The 22941-nt window shown below is 67.8% G+C and carries 24 protein-coding genes and 1 pseudogene; 15 read left to right on the top strand and 10 right to left on the bottom strand.

Annotated elements, in window-relative coordinates; genetic code table 11:
* Positions 1-522 precede the first annotated feature (522 nt).
* From IEY88_RS08405 to IEY88_RS08370, 8 genes are all read right to left on the bottom strand, one after another.
* Positions 523-1152 (bottom strand): hypothetical protein, encoded by a 630-nt coding sequence (locus IEY88_RS08405; RefSeq protein ID WP_189154041.1) that lies wholly within the window; start codon positions 1150-1152, stop codon positions 523-525.
* Complete coding sequence (locus IEY88_RS08400; RefSeq protein ID WP_189154040.1) at positions 1149-2384, bottom strand: WXG100 family type VII secretion target; 1236 nt, start codon at positions 2382-2384, stop codon at positions 1149-1151. The genes IEY88_RS08405 and IEY88_RS08400 overlap by 4 nt, the downstream gene beginning before the upstream one ends.
* On the bottom strand, positions 2381-2683 hold the full coding sequence (locus IEY88_RS08395) for a hypothetical protein (protein WP_189154039.1): 303 nt from the start codon (positions 2681-2683) through the stop codon (positions 2381-2383). Before IEY88_RS08395 ends, IEY88_RS08400 begins: the two co-directional genes overlap by 4 nt.
* Complete coding sequence (locus tag IEY88_RS08390; RefSeq protein WP_189154038.1) at positions 2680-3162, bottom strand: YbaB/EbfC family nucleoid-associated protein; 483 nt, start codon at positions 3160-3162, stop codon at positions 2680-2682. Before IEY88_RS08390 ends, IEY88_RS08395 begins: the two co-directional genes overlap by 4 nt.
* Positions 3159-3911, bottom strand: coding sequence for an ESX secretion-associated protein EspG (locus tag IEY88_RS08385; protein ID WP_189154037.1), 753 nt, complete (start codon positions 3909-3911; stop codon positions 3159-3161). The genes IEY88_RS08390 and IEY88_RS08385 overlap by 4 nt, the downstream gene beginning before the upstream one ends.
* Entirely contained in the window at positions 3908-5080 is a 1173-nt protein-coding gene (locus IEY88_RS08380; RefSeq protein ID WP_189154036.1) for a hypothetical protein, read from the bottom strand. Before IEY88_RS08380 ends, IEY88_RS08385 begins: the two co-directional genes overlap by 4 nt.
* Before the next feature lie 87 nt (positions 5081-5167).
* Positions 5168-5704, bottom strand: coding sequence for a DUF3558 domain-containing protein (locus IEY88_RS08375; RefSeq protein WP_189154035.1), 537 nt, complete (start codon positions 5702-5704; stop codon positions 5168-5170).
* Positions 5701-6147 (bottom strand): type VII secretion target, encoded by a 447-nt coding sequence (locus IEY88_RS08370; RefSeq protein ID WP_189154034.1) that lies wholly within the window; start codon positions 6145-6147, stop codon positions 5701-5703. Before IEY88_RS08370 ends, IEY88_RS08375 begins: the two co-directional genes overlap by 4 nt.
* 221 nt (positions 6148-6368) lie before the next feature.
* Between IEY88_RS08370 and IEY88_RS08365 the strand changes: the two genes are divergently transcribed.
* The 14 genes and pseudogenes from IEY88_RS08365 (at position 6369) to IEY88_RS08305 (ending at position 20717) form a co-directional block, all read left to right on the top strand.
* Positions 6369-7019, top strand: coding sequence for an L-threonylcarbamoyladenylate synthase (locus IEY88_RS08365; RefSeq protein ID WP_189154033.1), 651 nt, complete (start codon positions 6369-6371; stop codon positions 7017-7019).
* Between the two features lie 81 nt (positions 7020-7100).
* Positions 7101-8243 carry a glycosyltransferase family 4 protein gene (locus IEY88_RS08360; protein ID WP_189154032.1) on the top strand — a complete coding sequence of 381 codons (1143 nt, stop codon included), beginning with the start codon at positions 7101-7103 and terminating at the stop codon, positions 8241-8243.
* Positions 8244-8321: 78 nt separating this feature from the next.
* Positions 8322-8408, top strand: a pseudogene (locus IEY88_RS45430) (hypothetical protein); the annotation flags it as partial.
* Between the two features lie 123 nt (positions 8409-8531).
* Positions 8532-8978: a Cg1360 family ATP-synthase-associated protein gene (locus IEY88_RS08355; protein ID WP_189154031.1), complete on the top strand. Its 447-nt coding sequence runs from the start codon at positions 8532-8534 to the stop codon at positions 8976-8978.
* 148 nt (positions 8979-9126) lie between these two features.
* Positions 9127-9903 (top strand): F0F1 ATP synthase subunit A, encoded by a 777-nt coding sequence (gene atpB, locus IEY88_RS08350; RefSeq protein WP_189154030.1) that lies wholly within the window; start codon positions 9127-9129, stop codon positions 9901-9903.
* 67 nt (positions 9904-9970) lie between these two features.
* Positions 9971-10222, top strand: coding sequence for an ATP synthase subunit C-like protein (locus IEY88_RS08345; protein WP_308425965.1), 252 nt, complete (start codon positions 9971-9973; stop codon positions 10220-10222).
* 34 nt (positions 10223-10256) lie between these two features.
* Positions 10257-10802, top strand: coding sequence for a F0F1 ATP synthase subunit B (locus IEY88_RS08340; protein WP_189154029.1), 546 nt, complete (start codon positions 10257-10259; stop codon positions 10800-10802).
* 3 nt (positions 10803-10805) lie between these two features.
* Entirely contained in the window at positions 10806-11639 is an 834-nt protein-coding gene (locus IEY88_RS08335) for a F0F1 ATP synthase subunit delta (RefSeq protein WP_189154524.1), read from the top strand.
* A 46-nt stretch (positions 11640-11685) separates the two neighbouring features.
* Complete coding sequence (gene atpA / locus IEY88_RS08330; RefSeq protein WP_189154028.1) at positions 11686-13332, top strand: F0F1 ATP synthase subunit alpha; 1647 nt, start codon at positions 11686-11688, stop codon at positions 13330-13332.
* Between the two features lie 8 nt (positions 13333-13340).
* Entirely contained in the window at positions 13341-14255 is a 915-nt protein-coding gene (locus tag IEY88_RS08325; RefSeq protein ID WP_189154027.1) for a F0F1 ATP synthase subunit gamma, read from the top strand.
* The gene (atpD, locus tag IEY88_RS08320) at positions 14248-15684 is read left to right on the top strand and encodes a F0F1 ATP synthase subunit beta (protein WP_229693181.1); all 1437 of its coding nucleotides are present in this window, start codon (positions 14248-14250) and stop codon (positions 15682-15684) included. The genes IEY88_RS08325 and atpD overlap by 8 nt, the downstream gene beginning before the upstream one ends.
* A gap of 621 nt (positions 15685-16305) precedes the next feature.
* Positions 16306-17472 carry an MFS transporter gene (locus IEY88_RS08315; RefSeq protein WP_229693180.1) on the top strand — a complete coding sequence of 389 codons (1167 nt, stop codon included), beginning with the start codon at positions 16306-16308 and terminating at the stop codon, positions 17470-17472.
* Positions 17473-17487: 15 nt separating this feature from the next.
* A complete protein-coding gene (locus IEY88_RS08310) occupies positions 17488-18993 on the top strand; it encodes an ABC transporter transmembrane domain-containing protein (RefSeq protein ID WP_189154024.1) in 1506 nt (501 codons plus the stop codon).
* Positions 18990-20717 carry an ABC transporter ATP-binding protein gene (locus IEY88_RS08305; protein ID WP_189154023.1) on the top strand — a complete coding sequence of 576 codons (1728 nt, stop codon included), beginning with the start codon at positions 18990-18992 and terminating at the stop codon, positions 20715-20717. The genes IEY88_RS08310 and IEY88_RS08305 overlap by 4 nt, the downstream gene beginning before the upstream one ends.
* A gap of 38 nt (positions 20718-20755) precedes the next feature.
* Here the strand turns inward: IEY88_RS08305 and IEY88_RS08300 are convergent, their stop codons facing one another.
* Together IEY88_RS08300 and IEY88_RS08295 are read right to left on the bottom strand one after the other, a co-directional pair.
* Positions 20756-21982 (bottom strand): hypothetical protein, encoded by a 1227-nt coding sequence (locus IEY88_RS08300; RefSeq protein WP_189154022.1) that lies wholly within the window; start codon positions 21980-21982, stop codon positions 20756-20758.
* Complete coding sequence (locus IEY88_RS08295) at positions 21973-22461, bottom strand: SigE family RNA polymerase sigma factor (protein WP_189154021.1); 489 nt, start codon at positions 22459-22461, stop codon at positions 21973-21975. The genes IEY88_RS08300 and IEY88_RS08295 overlap by 10 nt, the downstream gene beginning before the upstream one ends.
* Before the next feature lie 106 nt (positions 22462-22567).
* On the opposite strand from IEY88_RS08295, the gene IEY88_RS08290 reads away from it, so the two are divergent.
* On the top strand, positions 22568-22933 hold the full coding sequence (locus tag IEY88_RS08290) for a F0F1 ATP synthase subunit epsilon (RefSeq protein WP_089921576.1): 366 nt from the start codon (positions 22568-22570) through the stop codon (positions 22931-22933).
* Positions 22934-22941 lie beyond the last annotated feature (8 nt).

The raw sequence follows: 22941 nt of genomic DNA, 5'->3' as shown, positions 1-22941 counted from the left end.
ACATTGTCCTGTCTACTTTCTGTCATTGAATCGAGCACTCTGTGTTTGCGCTGGTCAGGGATATGGTGAGCTCACGAACAACACTCAATTCGGTTCTGCTGATGGCACGATAGTCGTTCCTGATCGGAATGGGGCGGAGGTAGCGGAATTGCCAATTGTCAATGCGCCGAACGAGGACAAATCACGCTCTTCCTGGGCGTGCTCACCGAGCCGTTGCCTCTGCGGCGTGTTCGTCGGGTGAAGTGGACAAATCCTGGCCAATAACGCGACCTTTAGTCACGTTGAGGCCGAACGGCCCTATGTTCGCCGTGGGGAGGGCACGCGGTCACGCGCTCGAGGAACCGCCGCCTCGCGCGTGACCGCGTGTGCGCCTGCCGAACGGCACCCGGCAGGTCAGACGAAATCGCCACGCAGACGAGGGCTTCGAGGTCCGACGTGAACCCGCGCCGTTGGCGACGAACCCCGCGACGTCCATGACGAACAGACTCACCGCGTGGCCGTCCAGCCGTTGCCCGTCCCCATCTACAGGAAGCCTCGATCGACTTGGGGCTTTTGCGGGCGTTTCGAGGGTTTCCGCGCAGGCCACCACAGCACGAGGCCCGCGAACACGGCACCGGCCACCCCAGCGACACCCACCAGCGCGCTGAACAGGGGCTTGACCTTGTCCGGCTCTGCGTAGCCCCCGAGAGCGGTGCGGTCGACGACGAGATCGACTTTCTCGCCGACGGGCTTCGTCGAGTGGCCGGAGCTGGGGTAGTAGGTGATCTGCTGAGAGCCGCATTTCAGGTCGTTCCAGAAGTAGGTCGGCGATCGACGAGGGGTGTGGGACGACTCCTTGGTCACCACACAACCGTTCAGGGACTCTCCGTACACCGAGAGCCACAAGGACTTCATTCCCATCGATGACACGAACGCGATTGCAACGACCACAAGCAACGCCCACGCGGAAGTACGGCTCCACGGCCGCAGCCGTGCCGTCGCGAACCAGGCAGTGCCACCACTCACCAACGCGATGGCGATGGCCAGAAGTGATGTCAGGTCACCCTTGATCGCGAAAACTGGTGCTGCGATGGCAGAAGCGAGTGCGGCGATCAGGAGTACGGCCCAGCCCGTTCGTCCGTTGCGGCGCGGCTCGTCGGTTGAGGAGGTCACAGGTCCAGGTATCCCTGCTGTCGTTCGAACGCTTTCTTCTGGTCCTCCGGGACACCTTGGGACTGCAGTTCGTCCTGCTTGGAGGTTTCGCGAAGGACGTCCGCGCCCAGCTTGATCTGGTAGCCGCCGTCCATGACGTTCGGCACCGAGTGAGGGGTGACGGAACCGTCGGCCTTGGTGATCGGCTTGAACGGCGTGTAGGCGTCGACCGCCTCCTGCTGCCACGGCTTGGAAGGAACGTTCTGGCTGTACGGCTCTTCATACTTGTTCTTCCAGGTGTTGCCGGCGTTCCCGTAGCCGTCCTTGAACTCGCGCCCGGCTTGCTTGAGTTCGTCGAGCGCCTCGCCGGCCGCAGGACGCGTCCGGCCCCAATCCTCCAGCCGCTTGCCCGCGTCGCTCAACGCGTCCGCCTTGGGGGTAGGGGCGTTCGGCACGTCTGCAGCGCCTCCGCCCTTGCCGAATCGGGCCAACCGCGCCAGCACGTCGCCCAGTTTCGAGAAGAGGTCCTTGAGCCTGCCGGCGATCCTGGTGATCACCTTCACCAGCTTCGCGATCTGCTGAGTGATCTTGCCGAGCACCACCGCGCCACGTCCGACGGCCCACGCCGAGAACGCGGCGATCGAGCTGCCCAGCGACACGTAGGAGGACGCGAGCGCGATGATCGCGTTCCGGATGACCTCGTAGATGAACATCGCGATCAGGTCGCGGAGCATGCCGCGCACCGCGGCCGTGATGGTGCCCGCCGTGGCGACCTGTTCGCCGACCGCCGCGCAGGACCTGCTGACCGCCGTCATCTCGTCGGCCAGCCGGTTCTGGCTCGACCGGAAGCGTTCGGCCGCCGCCTCCTGCCACGACCCGACCTGGTTCTGCACGGCCCTGGTCTGCTCGTCCGCGATCTGAGCGATCGCGAGCGACACCTGGTTCCACGTGCCCACCGCGGCCTTGATCTTGTCGCCGTTGCCCGCGAGCCAGTCCAGCGGCTCACGCAGGAAGCTGAGGTGCTCGATGAGCCAGCCGATCCCCGCCGTCGCCAGCGCTCCGACCGGATCCATGAACACGCCGAGCGCGTCGAGGCCGAGCGCGGCCGCGTTGAGTCCCAGTTCGGCCGCGTCGCCTTCGCCGAGCCTCCCCATCGAGTCGACCGTCTGCGCCAAGGACTCGAAGACTCCCGCGCCGGCGAAGTTGTCCGGGTCGTCCCAGTCCTGGCCGCCCTTCAACGACGTGAAGGTCATCGGGAACCTCCGAACCGGTGGCGGTTGGCGTCCTCGTTCAGCTCGTAGAACGTTGCTGTCGTCTTGGTGGTCTCCGCGGCATCACCCACGCCACCAGCGAGCTTGCGGATCGCCTCGACCGTCTTGGCCGCCGAGTCTTCGGCTTCGAAGGCGAAGAACTGCAGGAGAACGCCGAAGGTGTCGCCGCCGAGGTTCACGCTGGAAGCCTTGTCCGCAGCCGCTTCCAGAGCCTGCTGGCGGCTGAACTGGTCTTTGGCGAACGAGTGCAGCTCACCGGGATTGACCTCGAAGCCGCTCACCGGAGCACACTCCCGAAGCCGTCCTCGTCGTCCTCCGCCGGGCGCTGCGGTCTCGGCTGCGGCTTCTGCGCGGGTTCGTGCCACGACACCTCACGCATCACCTGACCCTCTTCAGCGGGCGGTGGCGGCGGCTCCCCTTCCTCCGGCTGCGGGATGAAGCTGCGCAGGAAGTCCATCGCCTCGGTGCCGCCGAACTCGGGCTCCACGATGGACGCCACCTGCTCGGCGGACTGGATCTGCGCCTTCTGCACGGTCTGCATCACGAGCTGACCCAGTTGCACGTGCGTCAGACGCATCGCGGCGGGCGAGAACTCGATGTGCTGCAGCGCGCCGTTCGGTGCGACCTGGACGGTCACCGCCTCGTTGGGGGAGGTGACGGTGCTGCTGGCCTGCTGGATCTGCTCCTGCATCTGCTGGGAGCGTTGCTGGAGCTGCTGTGCTCGGGACTCCAGGTCCGCGATCATCTTCTCGGGGTTCATCGTTCGCTCGTCATCGCGAGGACCTGCCCTAGGTGGCGTGCCAGCCCGACGTTGTCGGTGGGGCTGATCGTGAACCAGCCCTTGCGGGTCTCGACGTTGGAGTACCGGCCCTGCCGCGTGTCGATCCAGGTGACCGGCGGGAAGTCCCGCCTGGTGCGGCCCTGGCCCATCTGCACGAGGAAGTGGCCGTTGCCGATGGCGGGGCCGGTCAGCATCTGCTTGGCGACGCGGACGTCGTCGTTCTCCATCGTGCGGACCGCCTGCCGGAAGCCTTCCTGGTGCTGCGGCCGGCTTTCGAAGGCCTCGGCTGGCACCGTGACGAGCTTGCCCGGCCCGGGTCTGCCCGAGGGCATGGCGTTCGCCAGGCTGGTGGCGATCTCGTTGGGCTGCAGCAGGTTCAGCGTCATGCCGGCGTCCTCCTGCGTCACCAGCACCGCGTAACCGCCACGGGCCACCACGCTGGCGCGCACCAGTTTCTGCTGGCCCAAGTCCGGGATGCACAGCGCGACGACGCGGAGATCGGGACGCGCCAACAGGTTCAGCGCGTCCTCGAGGTCCGGCTCCGGCCGTCCGCGCCGAGCGAGGTTGCGGCGTTCGAGGTCGGCGTGCACGGCAGTCTTGATCCGAGCGCGCTCGTCGAGCGTCTCGCCGTGCTGACTGATCTCGAAGGGGTACGGGACGCTCCCCGCCCGCAGGTCCTCCCAGAGGACCTCGAAGGCGGGCAGGGAGAGCTGCGCGATCTGCCTCATCCGCCGATCACCGGCGGCGCGACCATGCGATCGTCGTCGAAGAACTCGTCTGTGGGCAGCAGGTAGTTCGACTTGTGCTCCTTGTCCTCCTCGCCACCCTGGCCGGCACCGGCGCCACCCCCGGCACCCATGCCACCGGCACCCGCCGCACCACGACCCGCGGCACCGGCGCCGGCAGCACCCGCGGCGCCACCAGGACCGCCCGCGACACCCGCGCTGCCACCGGGGGTGGCGGGCCCGAAGCTGCCCATGCCACGACCCGAACCGCCCACGCCGGCCATGCCGCCGGGACCCGTGCCGCGGCCGCCACCGGCACCGCCGCCTCCGAGGCCGCCTCCAGGTCCGCCGGGACGCATGCCCGGTCCGCCACCGGGAGGCCGCCCCTGCCCGCCACCGGGTGGACGCATGCCGGGCGGCAACATCCCGGGCGGCGTGAACGGCGGCCGGTTCTGGCCGCCGGGGTTGTTCTGGTTGTTGACGCCGGACTGCAAAGACGGGTCCTTGACCTGAGGCGCGGTCCACGCGGCATTGGTGGTGCCGTTGCTGGAGCTCGAAGGCATCGACGGCATGCCCGAGTTGTTGTTGCTGAAGCGCTGGTTGGCGTTGCCGTTGCTCAGGCTTTGCGAACTCGTGCTGCTGCTCGTCTGCGTGACGCCCTGGTCCTGCGTGACCTGTGGCGGGGACTCCATGGTGGGCATGGACATCGCGGCGGCCATCATCGTGCTGTCACGCGTCTGCATGACCTGGACGGCTTCGGCCTTGGCCTCTTGTTGCGCGCTGTGCTGCGCCATCATCTCGAAGGGGGCGCCGACCATGGCCGGCGGGAAGATGACCGCGGGGACCGCGAACTTCTTCAACGTGTCCATGGGGCTGAACTTGACCGGCTCGGGCATGCTGTGATTCGCCTGGACGGCCGCATCTCGTTGCTGCGCAATGGCATCCGAGGTGCGCACGAAGCCGTCACCCGTTGATCCGGCGAACGTCCCCACCTTGCCGAGGGCGGCCCGTACCCCCTCGGCCGCCCTGCCGGTCCACGCCGACTGCGAGCCGTTGACCAGAATGCTGAAGTCGGTCGCCAGCTCCTTGAAGCGGCCGCCGAGCTCGCCCCAGGCGTCGATCACCTGGTTCGCCGCGTTCGGGTCGTACTTCTCGGTGACCAGCTTCTTCATTTCTTCATGCTGCTGGCCTGGATAGTTCGCGCTCGGATGCGGAACGGCGGGTTTGACGGGCGCCATGAGATCCCCCCTCTGGTGGCGTTACGGCAGTTTCGGTGCGATCAGTTCGGCGGCCTTGGAGGACCGCTCGCAGGCGGCAGCGGTGTCCTCCGAGGTTGCCGTGAGGTTTCCGATCACCACCACCGAAGACGACTCACTCACACCGATCGCGAAGGTGCAGATGTTCTTGGCGCCGTCTTGTGCCTCGACCTTGGTCGCGTCGTACTTGCCGATCTTGAGCTGGGTGACCTTGTCGCCGTCGAGGTTCAGGTCCTTGAGTCCCGACTTGCTGCGGATGCCGGCCCGCAGACCTCCGTTGCCGCTGATGTTCCAGGCGCACCCGTCTGAGGTTCCGACCTGTGACGCCGTGCCGGGGTAGGTCAGTCCCAGTCCGGAGACCTCGGTTTCGGTGAGGAGATCACACGGTTTGACCGCCTCCAGCCCCGACGCGGAGGTGGAATTGGTGGTGGGCGTGGCGCCACCACTTGTGGGAGCTGGATCGCCGCCGACCGTCTTGCCGGTACACCCAGCGCTGAGGGCGACCAGGCCGATCGCGGCGATGAGGATGCGCTTCATCATTTCCCGTCGAGTTTCTTGAGCGAGTCGGCAGAGCCTTGATCGGCTGCTGCGTAGGAGGCGCGGCTCTTCTCGATCTGGACCTTCAGGTCGTCGATCGCCTTGGCCATGTCCTTGAGCGTCTGTTGCGCGGCTCGGCCGAAGGTCCTGTTGTTCTGGCTGATCTGCTCGGCGTAGCCCCCTCCGAGCTTGGCGTCGACGCTGAGGTCCGCAGCTCTCTGCTGGACGTCGTCGATCGCGTCCTTCATCGCGTTCAACTTTTTGATCATCGCGTCGACCAGTTGCGGGTCGACGGACAGCTGCTGGGTCTCCACAGCTACAGCCACCGCTTTGCCGGCGTCCATGATGGCGGTCAGGCCGCCGCTGAAGATGCCGTCCCAAGTGCCCCCGGACGCCCTCTCGGCGAAGCTGCCGGTCTTGCCGCTCGTCACCACTTCCTCGGACACAGAAGCTCGACCTCCCCCATTGCGCTCTGTGGTCGGCCCATGACCTTACAGTTGCGCGTCCGTTTGGGGGATGCGTTGAACTACTCAACCCGTTTGAGCTGAAACCTTGCCTGGTCGGAGGGCGTTCAGGTGCTCCAAGTGAGAACGAGGACACGGGTCTGCGGTCGTGACAAGGCAGGCCTTGCGTCACCCGGCCGGGGAGGCTGGCTAGGCTCAGCGAGGTGAGCACGGTCTACGACTGCAGCGAACCGGACAACCGCGCGGCCGGACTTGCCGCCGCCGCCGGTGCGGTGCGGAGCGGACGCCTCGTCGTCCTGCCCACCGACACCGTCTACGGGATCGGCTGCGACGCGTTCGACGCCGAAGCCGTCCGGAGTCTTCTCGATGCCAAGGGGCGCGGGCCCGACATGCCCGTGCCCGTTCTGGTCGGGTCCTGGACCACCATCGACGGGCTGGTTCTCAGCGTTCCCCGGCAGGCTCGGGCGCTCATCGAGGCGTTCTGGCCCGGTGGGTTGAGCATCGTGCTGCCGCACGCGCCCAGCCTTGCGTGGGATCTGGGGCAGACGCGCGGCACGGTGATGTTGCGGATGCCGTTGCACCCCGTCGCGCTGGAACTCCTCCGGGACGTTGGGCCGATGGCCGTGTCCAGCGCGAACAAGACCGGGCACGCGCCCGCGTCCAGTGCGCAGGAGGCTCGTGACCAGCTCGGGGATGCCGTGCCCGTGTACCTCGACGGTGGGCTCAGCGGCGAGAACGTCGCGTCCACCATCGTCGACCTCACCGGGCCCGACGCGCTGATCCTGCGCGAGGGCGCGGTCACCAAGGAAGACGTCAACGAGGTGCTCGGCATCGAGGTCGAGGTCGCGCGGTAGCCGGCGGCTGCCAGAATTGATCATGGTCGCCGCGAGTACCGTGGTGAGCACCCCGAACACCCCCGATTGATTGGTAGGCCCGTGGGGCCCGCATCCTCGTTCGTCCTTCCCGTGCGCGAGTACCTGCTCGTCGCGTTGATCGCTGCCGTCGTGACGTTCTTGCTCGTGGGTCTGGTGCGCGCGATGGCGTTCCGGCTCGGGGCGGTCGCCTACCCGCGGCAACGAGACGTGCACGTGCAGCCGATGCCGCGCATGGGTGGTGTCGCCATCTACGGCGGCGTGCTGGCCGGCATGTTCGTGGCGCACCAGTTGCCGGTGCTGCGGGCGGCGTTCGACTTCTCCAACGACCCGTGGGGCGTCATCGTCGCGGGCGGCGTCATCGTGCTCGTGGGCGCGATCGACGACAGGTTCGAGCTCGACTCGCTCACCAAGCTCGCCGGTCAGGTCACGGCGGCGGGCATCCTCGTGCTGTTCGGTCTGCAGTGGATGATCGCGTGGGTGCCGTGGGACGGCGGCGCGACCATCTCGCTCGACCAGAACCAGGGCGCGCTCCTGACCGTGCTGCTCGCGGTCACCATGATCAACGCGATGAACTTCGTCGACGGCCTCGACGGCCTCGCCGCCGGCATCGGTCTCATCGCCGCAGCCGCCACGGCCGCGTTCTCGATCGGCCTGCTCGTCGAACGCCAGGGAGCCGTCGAGGCCTACCCGCCGGCCCTGATCGCCGCTGTGCTCGCGGGCGCGTGCCTGGGCTTCCTGCCGCACAACTTCAACCCCGCGCGCATCTTCATGGGCGACTCGGGCTCCATGCTCATCGGCCTCATGCTCGCCGCCGCCACCACCAGCGCGTCCGGCAAGATCAACCAGTCCACCGGCAGCGCGGCCGACCTGCTCGGTCTGCTCTCGCCGCTGATCGTGGTCGCCGCGGTGCTGTTCGTGCCGCTGCTCGACCTGCTGATGGCCATCATCCGCCGCACGCGCCGCGGCGAGAGCCCGTTCTCCCCGGACAAGATGCACCTGCACCACCGGTTGCTGGAGATCGGGCACTCGCAGCGCCGTGCCGTCCTGCTCATCTACTTGTGGGCCGGTGTGCTGGCGTTCGGCGCGGTCGCTCTCACGCTCTTCGACCCGATCATCGTGGCCACGTGCTTCGTCATCGGGTTGATCGTGACGTTCGTGGTCTCGGTGATCCCCCGGCTCAGGGACGCCCGCAGCAAGTCCTGACGCAACAGGTCAGATCGGGTTCAAGATCGAGCTGGACATCGGGCCGGGCGCGCACCGTGAACTGGTGCCCGAACGGCGTGCGCGGCGGAAGCCCTGGAGATCTACCGAGTTGTTCACCGGATGTTCGCGGACGAGTTGGGTGTGCGGCCCGGACGGCGCGGTTGACGGAGTTCCACGAACAGATCCTGTGCGGCCGGGAAATTGACACGGCATCTTGTTTGGGGCCGCTCAACCGGTGATGAGGGGCTGCCCGCAGGTGCTGGAATGCGGGTTCCTACACTTCGGGACATGAGCGACGCGGACAAGGCCGTCACGCATGAGCTGGTCGTCCAGCGGCTCGCCGGGGAAATGTTCCGGGCGGCCGCGTGGGCCGCACTCGGCACGTTTGTTCTCGGTGTGGTCGTGTCAACTGTGATCTGGGGGACCGCTGGTCTCTACGGGTCGTTGATCGGTGGTGCGATCGCCATCCTTTCGAGCCTTGCGACGCTGTTGTTGATGCGCAAGACGGCGAGTCTCGACCCGATGTTCGTGATGGTCGCCGCACTGGGTGGATTCATGGGCAAGCTGCTCGTGCTGCTACTCGCGGTGATCTTGCTGCGCAACCAGTCGTGGCTCGAACCCAAGGCGCTCGGAATCACCCTGGTGGCGACGGTGCTCGTGACGTCGTACCTGGAGGCCAGAGCCTCCAAGCGGAGCCGTAGTCAGATGGTGGTCCCCGCCTCCGAAGGCGCCTAGACCTGCTGCTATGGTCCGCGTGACCAGGGACACCCGATAGCAGGGGTGCCTCTGGTAGTCGCTTGCGAACCGTAAGGTACGTTAAGTCCAGATCGTGACGATTCCCCCGGCGGAGTGAACGCCGGCCGGGAGAACCGGAAGGAACACAGTGACCAAGTTGCTGGCTTCGGGGGGCGAGTTCGTCGCTCCCGGCGTGAAGGACTTCTTCCTCCCGCCGATCTTCGGCTCGGTCACGAAGCCGATGGTCCTGCTGGTGCTGTCCATCGTGATCATCGCCGTCTTCTTCATTGTGGCGACCCGCAACCTCAAGGTCGTTCCCGGGAAGTTCCAGTTCGCCGCCGAGTCGCTTTACGACTTCGGGCGCAACAACATCGCCCGGGAGCAGATCGGCGGGAAGGACTTCAAGCCCTTCATCCCGCTGATCCTCACCATCTTCTGCTTCGTCCTGGTGAACAACCTGTTCGGGCTGATCCCGATCGTGCAGTTCCCCACGATGTCGCACATCGGCTTCCCGCTCGCCGTTTCGCTGTTCGTCGTTTACCCGGTGTACCACTTCGTCGGGTTCAAGCGGCACGGTTTCGTGGGCTACTTGAAGCACCAGACGGTTCCGCCGGGCGCGCCGTGGTTCGTGCTCCCGCTGCTGATTCCGATCGAGTTCTTCCAGAAGTTCATCCTGAACCCGCTCACGCTGGCGATCCGAGTTTTCGCCGCAATGTTCGCGGGTCACCTCCTGCTGCTGGTCTTCACCCTGGCCGGTGAGTTCCTGCTGCTCAATGGCGGGATCACCGTCATCGTGGCGCCGGTGTCCTTCGCCTTCGCCATCGCGCTGACCTTCCTGGAGGCACTGATCATGTGCCTGCAGGCCTACATCTTCGCGCTGCTGTCTGCCAGCTACATCGGCATGGCGCTGGCAGAAGAGCACTGAGTAACCGCACCACAAAGCCTCCGATCCGCGAACACTCGCGGGCCGAGTTGGAAAGGGAACAGCAACAGTGAGCGCTCTCCAGATCGCCCAGGCCTTCGACGGAAACATCAACCCGGGTCTTGCGGCCATCGGTTACGGCCTCGCCGCGATCGGCCCCGGCATCGGTGTCGGCCTGATCTTCTCCTCGGTCATCAGCGGCACCGCCCGCCAGCCCGAGGCCCGCGGCGTGCTGCTCAGCCTCGCGTGGACCACCTTCGCCATCGTCGAGGTCCTCGCGCTGATCGGCTTCGTCGTGTACTTCATCGCGACCGCGGCCTGACCTAACCCTTCAACGCGTTAGGAGAACCCGCGTGATGGACACCCTCATCCTGGCAGCGGAGGGTCCGGTCAACCCGGTCCTTCCGCACACCTCGGAGATCATCCTCGGTCTCGTCGCGTTCCTGCTCCTCCTCTTCGTCGTCAAGAAGTTCGTCTCACCGCGCTTCGAGGCGTTGTACGAGGAGCGGACGGCCAAGATCGAGGGTGGCATCGAGAAGGCGGAGCAGGCCCAGGCCGAGGCTCAGCGTGCTCTCGAGCAGTACAAGGAGCAGCTGTCCGAGGCTCGCGCCGAGGCCGCGCGCATCCGCGACGACGCCCGGGCCGAGGGCCTGCAGATCGTCGAGGAGCTGCGTGAGCAGGCGCAGGCCGAGTCCGCGCGCATCGTCGCGCAGGGCCAGCACCAGCTGGACGCCCAGCGCGCACAGATCGTCGCGGAGCTGCGCGCCGACCTCGGCCGCACCGCGGTCGAGCTGGCGAGCAAGGTCGTGGGCGAGTCCCTCGAGGACGAGTCCCGCCGCCGCGGCACCGTCGACCGCTTCCTCAACGAGCTGGACGCCGTCGCGGCGCCCGCGAGCAAGTAGAGGCTGCCGATGACGTTGCATGCCGCAAGTCGTGAAGCTCTGGCAGCCGCGGAACTGCGGCTGCTGGAGCTGGCGGACGCCACCACGTCGACGGACGACCTCGCCAAGCTCGGCGAGGAGCTCTTCTCCGTGCTCGGCCTGCTGATCGGGCAGCGCTCGCTGCGCGGCGCGCTCGCCGACGCCTCGTCCGAGGCGGCCGGTCGTGAGCACCTGGCTCGCGGCCTGTTCGCGGGCAAGGTGAGCGACGCGACCCTGCAGATCCTAGTCGCCGTCGTGACCGCGCGCTGGTCCAGCCCGCGCGAGCTCGTCGACGGTGTCGAGTCGCTCGCCCGCACCACGCTGCTGGTGCGCGCCGAGCGTGACGGCCAGCTCGACTCGACCGAGGACGAGCTGTTCCGCCTCGGCCGCATCGTGGCCGGTTCGAACGAGCTCGAGCTGGTGCTGGCGGACCCCGCCGGCGACGTCGCCGGCAAGGTCGCGCTGGTCGGCTCCCTGATCCAGGGGAAGGTCAGCCCGGTCACTAGGACGCTCGTGGACCAGCTGGTCCGCCACCCCCGCGGGGTGCGCGTCGCGGACGGTCTCTCCGAGCTCGCCGACCTGGCGGCCAAGCGCCGTCAGCGTTCCGTCGCGCACGTGAAGTCCGCGGTGGAGCTGACCGCCGAGCAGATCGACCGCTTGACCGCGACGCTGACCACGATCTACTCGCGCCCGATCGCGCTGCACGTCGAGGTCGACCCGGCCCTGGCCGGCGGTCTCACGATCAAGATCGGCGACGAGATCATCGACGGAAGCATCGCCGGCCGGTTGGCGGCACTGCGCCGCAATCTCGCCAGCTAGCCCCCGATCCCTTTCCCAAGAACGAAGAAGTGAGAGCAGGAACGACATGGCGGAGCTGACGATCTCGTCGGACGAGATCCGCAGTGCGATCGAGAAGTACGTCTCGAGCTACTCCCCGGAGGTCAGCCGGGAAGAGGTCGGTACCGTCTCCGAGACCTACGACGGCATCGCCATCGTCGAAGGCCTTCCGGGCACGATGACCAACGAGCTGCTCGAGTTCCCCGGCGGCGTCCTCGGTGTCGCCCTGAACCTCGAGGTCCGCAACATCGGTGCGGTCATCCTCGGTGACTACGACAAGATCGAAGAGGGCCAGGAGGTCCGCCGGACGGGCAAGGTCCTCTCCGTGCCGGTCGGCGACGGCTTCCTCGGTCGCGTCGTCAACCCGCTGGGTCAGCCGATCGACGGCCTCGGTGACATCGTCGCCGACGACAACCGCGCCCTGGAGCTGCAGGCCGCATCCGTGCTGCAGCGCCAGCCGGTGTCCGAGCCGATGCAGACCGGCATCAAGGCCATCGACGCGATGACCCCGATCGGCCGCGGTCAGCGTCAGCTGATCATCGGTGACCGCAAGACCGGCAAGACCGCGGTCTGCATCGACACGATCATCAACCAGAAGAAGGCCTGGGAGTCGGGCGACCCCAAGCAGCAGGTCCGCTGCGTCTACGTCGCCATCGGCCAGAAGGGCTCCACCATCGCGGGCGTCAAGACCGCGCTGGAGGAGGCGGGCGCGCTCGAGTACACGACGATCGTCGCCGCCCCCGCTTCTGACTCCGCGGGCTTCAAGTGGCTGGCGCCGTACACCGGTTCCTCCATCGGCCAGCACTGGATGTACCAGGGCAAGCACGTCCTGATCATCTTCGACGACCTGACCAAGCAGGCCGAGGCGTACCGCGCCATCTCGCTGCTGCTGCGCCGCCCGCCGGGCCGCGAGGCCTACCCCGGCGACGTCTTCTACTTGCACTCGCGTCTCCTCGAGCGTTGCGCGAAGCTGTCGGACGAGATGGGCGGCGGCTCGATGACGGGTCTCCCGATCATCGAGACCAAGGCGAACGACGTGTCGGCGTACATCCCGACCAACGTCATCTCGATCACCGACGGTCAGTGCTTCCTCGAGTCCGACCTGTTCAACGCCGGTGTCCGCCCGGCCGTCAACGTGGGTATCTCGGTCTCCCGCGTCGGTGGTGCCGCGCAGATCAAGGCGATGAAGTCGGTCGCGGGCTCGCTGCGCCTCGACCTGTCGCAGTTCCGCGAGCTGGAGGCCTTCTCCGCGTTCGCGTCCGACCTCGACGCCGCGTCGCGCGCCCAGCTGGACCGCGGTGCCCGTCTGGTCGAGCTGCTCAAGCAGGGCCAGTACTCCCCGGTCCCCGTCGAGGAGCAGGTCGTCGAGATCTTCGCCGCGACCAAGGGCCACCTGGACGACGTCCCCGTCGCCGACATTCGCCGCTTCGTGGCCGACTTCAAGGACTCGCTGCGCCGCAACCACTCCGACCTGCTGGGCTCGATCGTCGAGACCAAGCAGTTCGGTGACGACGCCCAGCGTCGCGTGGTCGACGCCGTGACCGAGTTCAAGAAGCAGTTCACCGCTTCGGACGGCTCGACCATCGTCAACGAGGCCCCCGAGAAGGCGCTCGACGCCGACAAGGTCGGCCAGGAATCGGTGAAGGTCAACAAGCCCGAGCCGACCAAGAAGTGATCTGAGCCATGGGCGCACAGATTCGGGAGCTCCGCCAACGGATCCGAACGGTCAACTCGACCAAGAAGATCACGAAGGCCTACGAGCTCATCGCGACGTCTCGCCTCGCGAAGGCGCAGACCAGGGTCGCGGCCTCCAGGCCGTACGCGGAAGAGATCACTAACGTGCTCTCCGCGTTGGCCGAGGCCTCGGCGAACCTCGACCACCCGCTGCTGACGGAGCGCGCGAACCCGAAGCGCGCCGCGGTGCTGGTGATCACGAGCGACAAGGGCATGTGCGGCGGTTACAACGCCAACGTGCTCAAGGCCGCCGAGCAGCTGCTGCAGCTGCTCCGGTCCGAGGGCAAGGAGCCGGTGCTGTTCGTGGCCGGCCGCAAGGGCCAGGGCTACTACCAGTTCCGCCGCCGCGAGGTCACGGGAGCGTGGAGCGGGTTCTCGCAGACCCCGCACTACGTGAACGCGGTCGAAGCCGGCGACGCGATGGTGGAGGCGTTCCTGGAGGGCACGGAGAACGGCGCGCAGGGCGTGGACGAGATCCACGTCGTGTACACCGAGTTCAAGTCCATGCTGGTCCAGACGCCGGCCGCCAGGCGGATCGCGCCGATGGACGTCGAGTACACCGGCGAGACCCCCAAGGGTCCGCGCGCGGTGTACGACTTCGAGCCGAGCGCGGAGACGCTGCTGGGCGCGATGCTGCCCAAGTACGTCAAGACTCGCCTGTTCTCCGCCATGCTGGAGGCGGCGGCTTCGGAGTCGGCTGCCCGTCGTACGGCCATGAAGGCCGCGACGGACAACGCGACGGAGCTGGTCCGGAACCTCAGCCGGGCGGCGAACTCGGCCCGTCAGGCCCAGATCACCCAGGAGATCAGCGAGATCGTCGGTGGCGCTGCCGCGCTTACCGGTGGCGCAGGAAGTGATGAGTGACATGAGTGCTACTGCCACCACCACCCGCACCGGCCGTGTGGTCCGGGTGATCGGTGCGGTCGTCGACGTGGAGTTCCCGCGCGACGCCGTGCCCGAGCTGTTCAACGCCCTGAAAGTGGAGATCACTTTCGAGGCCGTCGCCAAGACGCTGACCCTCGAGGTCGCGCAGCACCTCGGCGACAACCTCGTCCGCACCATCTCGATGCAGCCGACCGACGGTCTGGTCCGCGGCGCGCCCGTGTCCGACACCGGCAAGGCCATCTCGGTGCCGGTCGGCGACGTCGTCAAGGGCCACGTGTTCAACGCCCTCGGTGACTGCCTCGACGAGCCCGGCCTCGGCCGCGACGGCGAGCAGTGGGGCATCCACCGCAAGGCTCCGTCGTTCGACCAGCTCGAGGGCAAGACCGAAATCCTCGAGACCGGCGTCAAGGTCATCGACCTGCTCACCCCGTACGTCAAGGGCGGCAAGATCGGCCTGTTCGGCGGCGCGGGTGTCGGCAAGACCGTGCTCATCCAGGAGATGATCACGCGTATTGCCCGTGAGTTCTCCGGTACCTCCGTGTTCGCCGGCGTCGGCGAGCGCACCCGTGAGGGCACCGACCTCCACCTCGAGATGGAAGAGATGGGTGTTCTCCCGGACACCGCTCTCGTCTTCGGTCAGATGGACGAGCCGCCCGGCACGCGCATGCGCGTCGCGCTGTCCGCTCTCACGATGGCGGAGTACTTCCGCGACGTGCAGAACCAGGACGTGCTGCTCTTCATCGACAACATCTTCCGCTTCACCCAGGCCGGTTCCGAGGTGTCGACCCTGCTGGGCCGCATGCCTTCCGCCGTGGGTTACCAGCCGACGCTGGCCGACGAGATGGGTGAGCTCCAGGAGCGCATCACCTCGACGCGCGGTAAGTCGATCACGTCGCTGCAGGCCATCTACGTGCCCGCTGACGACTACACCGACCCCGCCCCGGCGACCACCTTCGCCCACCTGGACGCGACGACGGAGCTTTCCCGTCCGATCTCCCAGAAGGGCATCTACCCGGCCGTCGACCCGCTGTCGTCGTCGTCTCGAATCCTCGAGCCGTCGATCGTCGGCGAGGAGCACTACCGGGTCGCCCAGGAGGTGAAGAGGATCCTGCAGAAGTACAAGGAGCTGCAGGACATCATCGCCATCCTCGGTATGGACGAGCTGTCCGAGGAGGACAAGGTCCTCGTCGGTCGCGCGCGTCGTCTCGAGCGCTTCCTCGGCCAGAACTTCTTCGTCGCGGAGAAGTTCACCGGGCAGAAGGGGTCGTTCGTTCCGATCAAGGAGACGGTCGAGGCGTTCGACCGGGTCTGCAAGGGCGAGTTCGACCACTTCCCGGAGCAGGCGTTCTTCTCTTGTGGTGGGTTGGACGACGTCGAGGCCAACGCCAAGAAGCTTGCTGGTAACTGATTTTTGAGTTTCTCTTGGGGCCGTTCCTCCTTTGTGGAGGGGCGGCCCTTTGGGTTTTGTTGGTGCTGTTGCGTTTGTTGGTGGCGGTTCCAGCGGGGTTGGTCGCGTTCCTGGGGCACGGTTGCCTTGCGAGGGTGCTCGCGCGGGTCATGACGGATCAAGGGGCTGCGATTGGGGCTTGACCTTGAGCCTCTGGCGGGATGCGTGACGGCCGGAAAAAGGCCGGGCTGAGAAGCGCCCGGCCGTGCCCGTGAGGGTGGCATCCCGCCCCCTCAAGGTAAAGCCCCAATCGCCATGTGAGGCGCCCACCGGAACCAAGGTGCACGAGGTTCACACGGCTCGCTACGCATCGCCACGCCAGGACTCGTAGGTGGCTGGCCTGCGGTTGCGGCTTCCGGTTGGCACCGCGCGCCCGGCTTGTGTCGAGGTTGGCGTGCGTTGGCGAGTGCGGTTGATGGCGCCCCGGGGCCTCGTCGAGGTTGCCTGGTTGGCGGTTGCTTGTTTTGTGAGCGTTTCTGCCTTCGGGTTTCCGTTCAGCGGAAACCGGGCTCCCCTTCTTATGGCTCTCGTCGCACCATTCACGCAGCTCAAGCCAAGGCTGTCGGGGGCGAGGGAGTGCTTGTGAACAAGTGGGCGTTGCCGCTCTGTTGGACCGCTGTCCTGTTGGACGGCTTTGATCTCGTGGTGCTCGGCACGGTGATTCCTGTGTTGTTGCAGGAGAAGTTGCTCACCACCGGGTCGGCCAGTGTTGTGTCCACGGCTGGGTTGGTCGGGATGATGCTCGGTGCGTTGGTGATCGGGACCATCACTGACGTTGTGGGGCGGCGCAAGGTGATGATTGTTGCCGTTGCCGGGTTTTCCGTGTTCACGTTGGCCTGTGCGTTCGCGCCGGACGCGGTGACTTTTGGGGTGCTGCGGTTTCTTGCCGGGCTTGGGCTTGGTGGGTGTTTGCCCACTGCCATCGCGTTGGTCAACGAGGCTCGGCCTCAGCAGGGTGGGCGGGCCACCACGCTCATCATGACCGGGTACCACGTTGGTGCCGTCATCACGGCGTTGCTCGGGATCTTGCTTATCCCTCAGTTGGGGTGGCGGTCGTTGTTCGTGGTGGGGGCGTTGCCTGCGTTGGTGTTGATTCCCTTGATGGTCAAGCACTTGCCTGAGACTGCTGTGCGGCGGGCTCCTGCGTTGGAGGCTGTCGGGTCGTTGTTCCGGCCTGGGCTTCGGCGGGCCACTGTGGCGTTCTGGGTTGCCTCGTTCATGGGGCTGTTGCTCGTGTACGGGTTGAACACGTGGTTGCCGCAGATCATGCGTAGTGCCGGGTACGAGCTCGGGGCTGCGTTGGCCTTGTTGTTGACGCTCAACATCGGTGCTGTGGTTGGGCTGTTGGTTGCCGGTGCTGTTGCTGACCGGGTTGGGATTCGGCCTGCTGCCATCGGGTGGTTTGGTGGCGCTGTGGTGTTCTTGGCTCTGTTGAGCATCCGGTTGCCTGGGGTTGGGGTTTACGTCGCGGTGTTCTTGGCTGGGTGCTTCGTGTTCAGTGCCCAGGTGCTCGTTTATGCCTATGCGGGTCGGGTTTACGAGGAGAACCGGGCTACTGGCATCGGGTGGGCCGCTGGGGTGGGGCGGTTGGGCGCCATTAGTGGGCCGTTGCTTGGCGGTGCGTTGCTCACGGCTGGGATGGCGCATCCGTGGGGCTTCTATGCGTTTGCGTTCGTAGCTGCGTTGGGTGCTACGGCCGTTGGTGCGATTGGGCTGAAGGCGAAATCGGTCGTGGGGTCGGCTGGGTGATGGCAAGGTCTTCGTATGGCCCTACACGTTCCTTACGACGACCCTGGGACGCCTGACGTTCGTTCGCCTTGGCGGTACCTGTGGTGGCTCGTGCTCGTGCAGCGCCGGCGGGTGCTCGCGGGGGCGTGGTGGGGGTCGCTGTCGATGTGCCTGCTGATCCTGCCGCCGTACCTCATCTCGCGGGCCGTCGAGGACGGGCTGCGGGGTGGCGACCGGGGTGCGTTGGTGGGGTGGTGCGGTGCTCTGCTCGCGGTGGCTGTCGGGATGGCGCTGGTCTTCATCGCGCGGCACCGCACGATGACGTTGGTGCGGACCGACGCCTCGTTGCGCACGGCGCAGGTCGTCGTTCGGCACGTCACCCGGTTGGGCGGGGTGGTGCGGCGGAAGCTGTCCACAGGGGAGTTGACGTACCTGCAGAACGGGGACACGGCGCGGATCGCGCACGCGTTGACCAGTACCGGGCCCGGGGTCGGGGCGGTGGTCGCGTACGTGGCCACGGCGGTGTTGCTGGTGCGGATCTCGCCGTTGATCGCTGCCGTGGTGTTGCTCGGGGTGCCGGTGCTCGCGGTGGTGACCGGGCCGGTGTTGCGGCGGTTGCACGCTGTCGAGGCCGACTACCGGCAGCGGCAGGGTGAGTTGAGCTCGCGGGCCGGGGACATCGTGGGTGGCCTGCGGGTGTTGTCCGGGATCGGTGGGAAGCCTGCGTTCGAGACGCGGTTCCGGGCCATGTCGCGGGAGGTCCTCCGGGACGGTTACCGGGTGTCGGCCTGGCTGAGCTGGGTGCAGGCGCTGACGTGGGGGCTGCCCGCGTTGTTCCTTGCCGTGGTCACGTGGATCGTCGCGCGGATGGTCGTGACCGGCGCCATCTCGATCGAGGAGACGGTCGCGGTCTACCTCTACGTCACCACGCTGACGGTGCCGGTCGCCTTCTTCATGGAAGGGGCGGACGCGATTCCGCGGGCGCTCGTGTCGGCACGGAGGGTCGTCGACGTGCTCCGGTTGCAGCCGGACGAGAAGGACGACGGTGCTGGGCCGCTCGACGTGAAGACCGGGGCGTTGACCGTGGTGGTCTCGGCGAACGCGACGCTGGCCAGGGAGGCCGTCGACCGGTTGCCCGGGGTGGTGGCGGACAACGACGACTACCTGTTCGCGGGGCCGGTGCGCGAGGCGGTGTCGGTCGGCGTGCACGGTGACGCCGAGCTGGACGCGGCGTTGTACGCGGCGGCCGCGGTGGACGTCGTGGAGGCCATGCCGGACGGGCTCGACTCGCACCTGGAGGCGCAGGGGCGCAACGTGTCCGGCGGTCAGCGGCAGCGTCTGCGGCTCGTGCGGGCGTTGCTGAGCGAACCAGACCTGCTGGTGCTCGTGGAGCCGACGTCGGCGCTCGACGCGGTGACCGAGGCCGCGGTGGCGAAGCGGGTGAAGGAGAGACGGTCGGGACGGACCACCGTCGTTGTGTCGGCGTCACCGTTGTGGGCGGGGCAGGCAGATCAGGTCGTGCACCTGGAGCAGACCCGATGACGGGGCTGCCGATCGCCGGCCGTCGTGAGGTCCGGCAGGCGGCCGGACGGCTGCTGCGGGGAGAACGGCCCGCGCTGGCCGTGGTGCTCGTGCTCACGGCGCTCTCGGCGTTGTCGGCGCTCGTCGGGCCCTACCTGCTCGGCAAGATCGTCGGCGGGGCGCAGGCCGGGTCGCTGACGCTGTCCACTGTGGACAAGCTCGCGCTCGGGGTGCTCGGTGCGGCCGTGGTGCACCTCTTGCTGGTGCGGTACAGCGCCTTGCTGACGGCTCGGCTCGGCGAACGGTTCCTGGCCTCGTTGCGCGAGGAGGCGGTGGCGCGCACGCTGGCGTTGCCCGCGCGCGTGGTCGACAGGCTGAGCACCGGCGATCTGCTCACCCGCGTGACGAGCGACGTCGGCACGGTCGGCCTGGCGTTGCGCGACGGCGTGCCCGAGGTGCTCGCGGGGGCCGTGCACCTCCTGGTCGTGTTCGTCGCGGTGTTCTGGCTCGACCCCGTGCTCGGCCTCGTCTCGCTGGTCGGCATGCCGTTCGTGGTGTGGGTGGTGCGCTGGTACCTGGCTCGTGCGCGCGAGGCGTACCTCGCGGAGAGCGAGGCCAACGGCGACGTGGCGGAGGTGTCCGCGGCGGTCGGCGAGGGCAGCCGGACGATCGAGACGTACGGCCTGAGGGCCCGGATGGTGGCGGCGGCGGACGGCACCATCGCGCGGTCGTACCGGGCGCGGCTGCGCACGCTCGCGCTCAGGAACGTGCTGTTCCCGGTGACCACCTTCGTGAACGTGCTGCCGGCCGTGCTGGTGCTGCTCGCCGGTGGCTTCTTCTACGTGGCCGACGGTGTGCGGATCGAGGTCGTCGTCACGGCCGTGCTCTGGGTGTGGCGCCTGGTCGAGCCGATGGACCGCATCCTGTTCTGGGTCGAGTTCCTGCAGCGCGGCGGTGCGTCGTTCGCGCGGATCGAGGGCATCGGGACCCACGTCGAACCGCCGCCCGTCGTCGGCGAACCGGATGGCGACCGCATCGAGGTGAGCGGCGTCCGGTACTCCTACGTGGACGGTCACGAGGTGCTGCACGGGGTCGATCTCGTGGTGCAGCAAGGGGAACGGCTGGCGATCGTCGGTGTCTCCGGCGCGGGCAAGTCGACGCTGGGCCGGCTGATCGCGGGTGTCGACCGGCCGGGGGAGGGCTCCGTGCTGGTCGGCGGAGTGCCCGTCGCGGACCTGACGGCGGCGGGGGAGCAGCGGATCGTGCTGGTGACGCAGGAACACCACGTGTTCATCGGCACCGTCCGGGAGAACCTCGCGATGGCGGCGCCGGACGCTCCGGACGCACGGCTGCTCGAAGCGCTGCGCACCGTGGACGCGCGGTGGTTCGAGGCCCTGCCCGAAGGCCTGGACACACAACTCGGCGCGGGCGGGCTGGAACTGGATCCCGCGCAGGCGCAGCAGCTGGCGCTGGCGCGCGTCGAGGTCGCCGATCCGCACACGCTGGTGCTGGACGAGGCCACGTCGTCGCTCGACCCGGCCACGGCCAGACACGCGGAGCGCGCGATCGCGGCCGTGCGGGAGAACCGCACGGTGATCGCGATCGCGCACCGTTTGCAGACCGCACGCGACGCCGACCGGATCGCGGTCGTCGACGCGGGGCGGGTCGTCGAGTTGGGTTCCCACGACGACCTGGTTGCCAGAGACGGCACCTACGCGACGCTCTGGCGCTCCTGGCACGGCTAGTGGCCCAGAACGTCGGCGTGTCACACCACCAGGTGCGGCTAGGGCAGCTGGATCACCCTGGGCACGCCCTTCTGGCGCACGGTGACCTCCCTGGTGCCCGCAGGGGCCAGCCAGGCGTGGGCGCGCTCCTGGGGGCCGACGGTGGCGCCGACGTCGGCGACGATCGTGCCCTGGCCGTCCGGCAGCGGCAGCACCGCCGGGTCACCCTTGGTGGCCCTGCCGCCGACCACGGGGGCGCTGAACGTGCCGTCCGGCTGGTAGAGCGCGCCGTACAGCTCGCCGTACGCCTCGAACATCAGGGCGTAACGGCCGTCGGGCAGCCACGCGCAGACGCTCCAGTGGGGGATCGCCTCCCAGCTGACGACGTAGTCGAGCACCGCGCGCTTCTGCAGATCCTGCTGTGCCGTCTGCAGTTTGATGCCCTGCCACGACCTCTTCCGCTCGGGGAAGTCGGTGGCGCAGAAGTTCCCGTTCCAGCCGAGCCCGGGATGAGGCACGAACGGGCGGTCCGGCTGGAGGTCACCGCTGACGATCGCGTGCTGGGTGAAGTCGCCGGGCTGGGGAACGGAGTCGCCGCGCACGAACACGGGCCGTTCGTCCACCGGGGCGACGGTGAAGACCACGCCGTCCTCGTCGTGGGGCGCGGAGGCCCACGTGCGGGTCAGGCGGTTGTCGGTGCCGCGCTTCGGGCTCTGCGACCACGACACGGTCCTGCCGAGAGTCAGCACCACGTACTGGTCGCCGACGGGACCGAAGCGGTAGAGCCCGGCCTCGCGGTCCCTGGACTCCGAGAGCACGACCTCGCGGTCCACCACCGTGCCGTCGGCGACGAGGCCGACGAGCGTCGCCGGGTGCTCGGAGGTGCGCACCTGCACCTGCTGTGCGACCAGGGCGGCGGGGCCGGTCGGCGTCTGCCCGGTCCAGAACACGTTGGGCTTCGACGAGACCTCGGTCACGGGCTCGTCCCGCGTCCACGGCCTGTCCCGCTGCCCCTCGCCCCACAGGTGCTGCACGGTCGCGATGAACTGGGCGTCGCCGGCGAGCGGACCGGTCGCCGCCGCCGTCAGCCGCGGGTCCGCCGGCTCCTCCGGCGTCCGGGTCAGCACCACCCCCGTCGTCACGCCCGCGAGCAGCGCCACCACCGCGGTCACCACCACCAGCCTGCGCGTGTGCATCCGTCGTCCCCCCGCCATCACGTCGCCCACGAACCCGGGCCGCACGTCCAGTTCCGCCGTCGCGGCCTCCATGGCCTGCTTCAGTTCCACGTCAGCACCTGCTCACCCATCAGTTCCCGCATGCGGGCGAGACCGCGCGAGGTCTGGCTCTTGACCGTGCCGATGCCGCAGCCGAGCGCCCGTGCCGTCTCGGCCTCGCTGAGGTCGTCGAAGAACCGCAGCACCAGAACGGCGCGCATCTTCTTCGGCAGTTGCGCCAACGCGCGCACCACGCTGTCCGCGTCCACGACCTGCTGTTCGTGCCCGCGCGCCGTAGGTACCGCCCCCAGTTCCAGCGGTGCCTCCGGTTTGCGCGAGCGCCGTCGCCACCGGTTCGCGGCCGCGTTCGCCAGTCCGGCGCGGGCGTACGCCTCCGGTGAGGACCTGATCCGGCGCCACTTGCCGTACATGCTCATGAGGACGTCCTGCAGAATGTCCTCAGCGGCGCCTTTGTCGCCGCCGCACAGCAGATATGCCGTGCGCAGCAATGCCTGCGAACGCAACGCCACGAAGTCCTCGAAGTCCTGCATGTCCCCCCTTCGGCGGTCGTCGGAGGTACTGACACCGGGCGGGGCGGCAAGGTTGTCAGGCGACCGTTTAGACTCAGATCGACTCCAGACGACGAGGGAGATACGCGTGGCCGAGATGACCGTTGAACTGGTCGCCGTTGAACGCCGTTTGTGGTCCGGTAAGGCCACCTCTGTTTCGGCGCAGACCACCGAGGGCGAGATCGGCATCCTGCCCGGTCACGAGCCCGTGCTCGGCCAGCTGGTCGAGGGTGGCGTGGTGCGCGTGCGCACGACGGACGGTGGCCTTGTCACCGCCGCCGTGCACGGTGGTTTCCTCTCCGTGACCGGCACCGGCGTATCGATTCTCGCCGAGGACGCCGAGCTCGCGGGCGAGATCGACGTGGACGCGGCGCGCACGGCGCTGCAGGACGCGGACGACGCAGAGCGTGCACGTGCGGCAGCGCGCGTGCGGGCCGTGGAACAGTCGGCCTGAGACCGGGC

Source organism: Lentzea pudingi (genome assembly GCF_014646255.1).
Lineage (GTDB): Bacteria > Actinomycetota > Actinomycetes > Mycobacteriales > Pseudonocardiaceae > Lentzea > Lentzea pudingi.
The sequence above is the reverse complement of the archived record's forward strand: the minus strand, read 5'-3'. Positions and strand labels throughout refer to the sequence as shown.

What these genes read in the sequence shown, in the direction of transcription:
- IEY88_RS08310 (WP_189154024.1), top strand. Translation starts at nt 17,488, where the DNA reads ATGGCCCTACACGTTCCTTACGACGACCCTGGGACGCCTGACGTTCGT.
- IEY88_RS08390 (WP_189154038.1), bottom strand. Translation starts at nt 3,162, where the DNA reads ATGAACCCCGAGAAGATGATCGCGGACCTGGAGTCCCGAGCACAGCAG.
- atpA (WP_189154028.1), top strand. Translation starts at nt 11,686, where the DNA reads ATGGCGGAGCTGACGATCTCGTCGGACGAGATCCGCAGTGCGATCGAG.
- IEY88_RS08325 (WP_189154027.1), top strand. Translation starts at nt 13,341, where the DNA reads ATGGGCGCACAGATTCGGGAGCTCCGCCAACGGATCCGAACGGTCAAC.
- IEY88_RS08400 (WP_189154040.1), bottom strand. Translation starts at nt 2,384, where the DNA reads ATGACCTTCACGTCGTTGAAGGGCGGCCAGGACTGGGACGACCCGGAC.
- IEY88_RS08340 (WP_189154029.1), top strand. Translation starts at nt 10,257, where the DNA reads ATGGACACCCTCATCCTGGCAGCGGAGGGTCCGGTCAACCCGGTCCTT.
- IEY88_RS08380 (WP_189154036.1), bottom strand. Translation starts at nt 5,080, where the DNA reads ATGAAGAAGCTGGTCACCGAGAAGTACGACCCGAACGCGGCGAACCAG.
- atpD (WP_229693181.1), top strand. Translation starts at nt 14,248, where the DNA reads ATGAGTGACATGAGTGCTACTGCCACCACCACCCGCACCGGCCGTGTG.
- IEY88_RS08295 (WP_189154021.1), bottom strand. Translation starts at nt 22,461, where the DNA reads ATGCAGGACTTCGAGGACTTCGTGGCGTTGCGTTCGCAGGCATTGCTG.
- IEY88_RS08305 (WP_189154023.1), top strand. Translation starts at nt 18,990, where the DNA reads ATGACGGGGCTGCCGATCGCCGGCCGTCGTGAGGTCCGGCAGGCGGCC.
- IEY88_RS08385 (WP_189154037.1), bottom strand. Translation starts at nt 3,911, where the DNA reads ATGAGGCAGATCGCGCAGCTCTCCCTGCCCGCCTTCGAGGTCCTCTGG.
- IEY88_RS08375 (WP_189154035.1), bottom strand. Translation starts at nt 5,704, where the DNA reads ATGATGAAGCGCATCCTCATCGCCGCGATCGGCCTGGTCGCCCTCAGC.
- IEY88_RS08355 (WP_189154031.1), top strand. Translation starts at nt 8,532, where the DNA reads ATGAGCGACGCGGACAAGGCCGTCACGCATGAGCTGGTCGTCCAGCGG.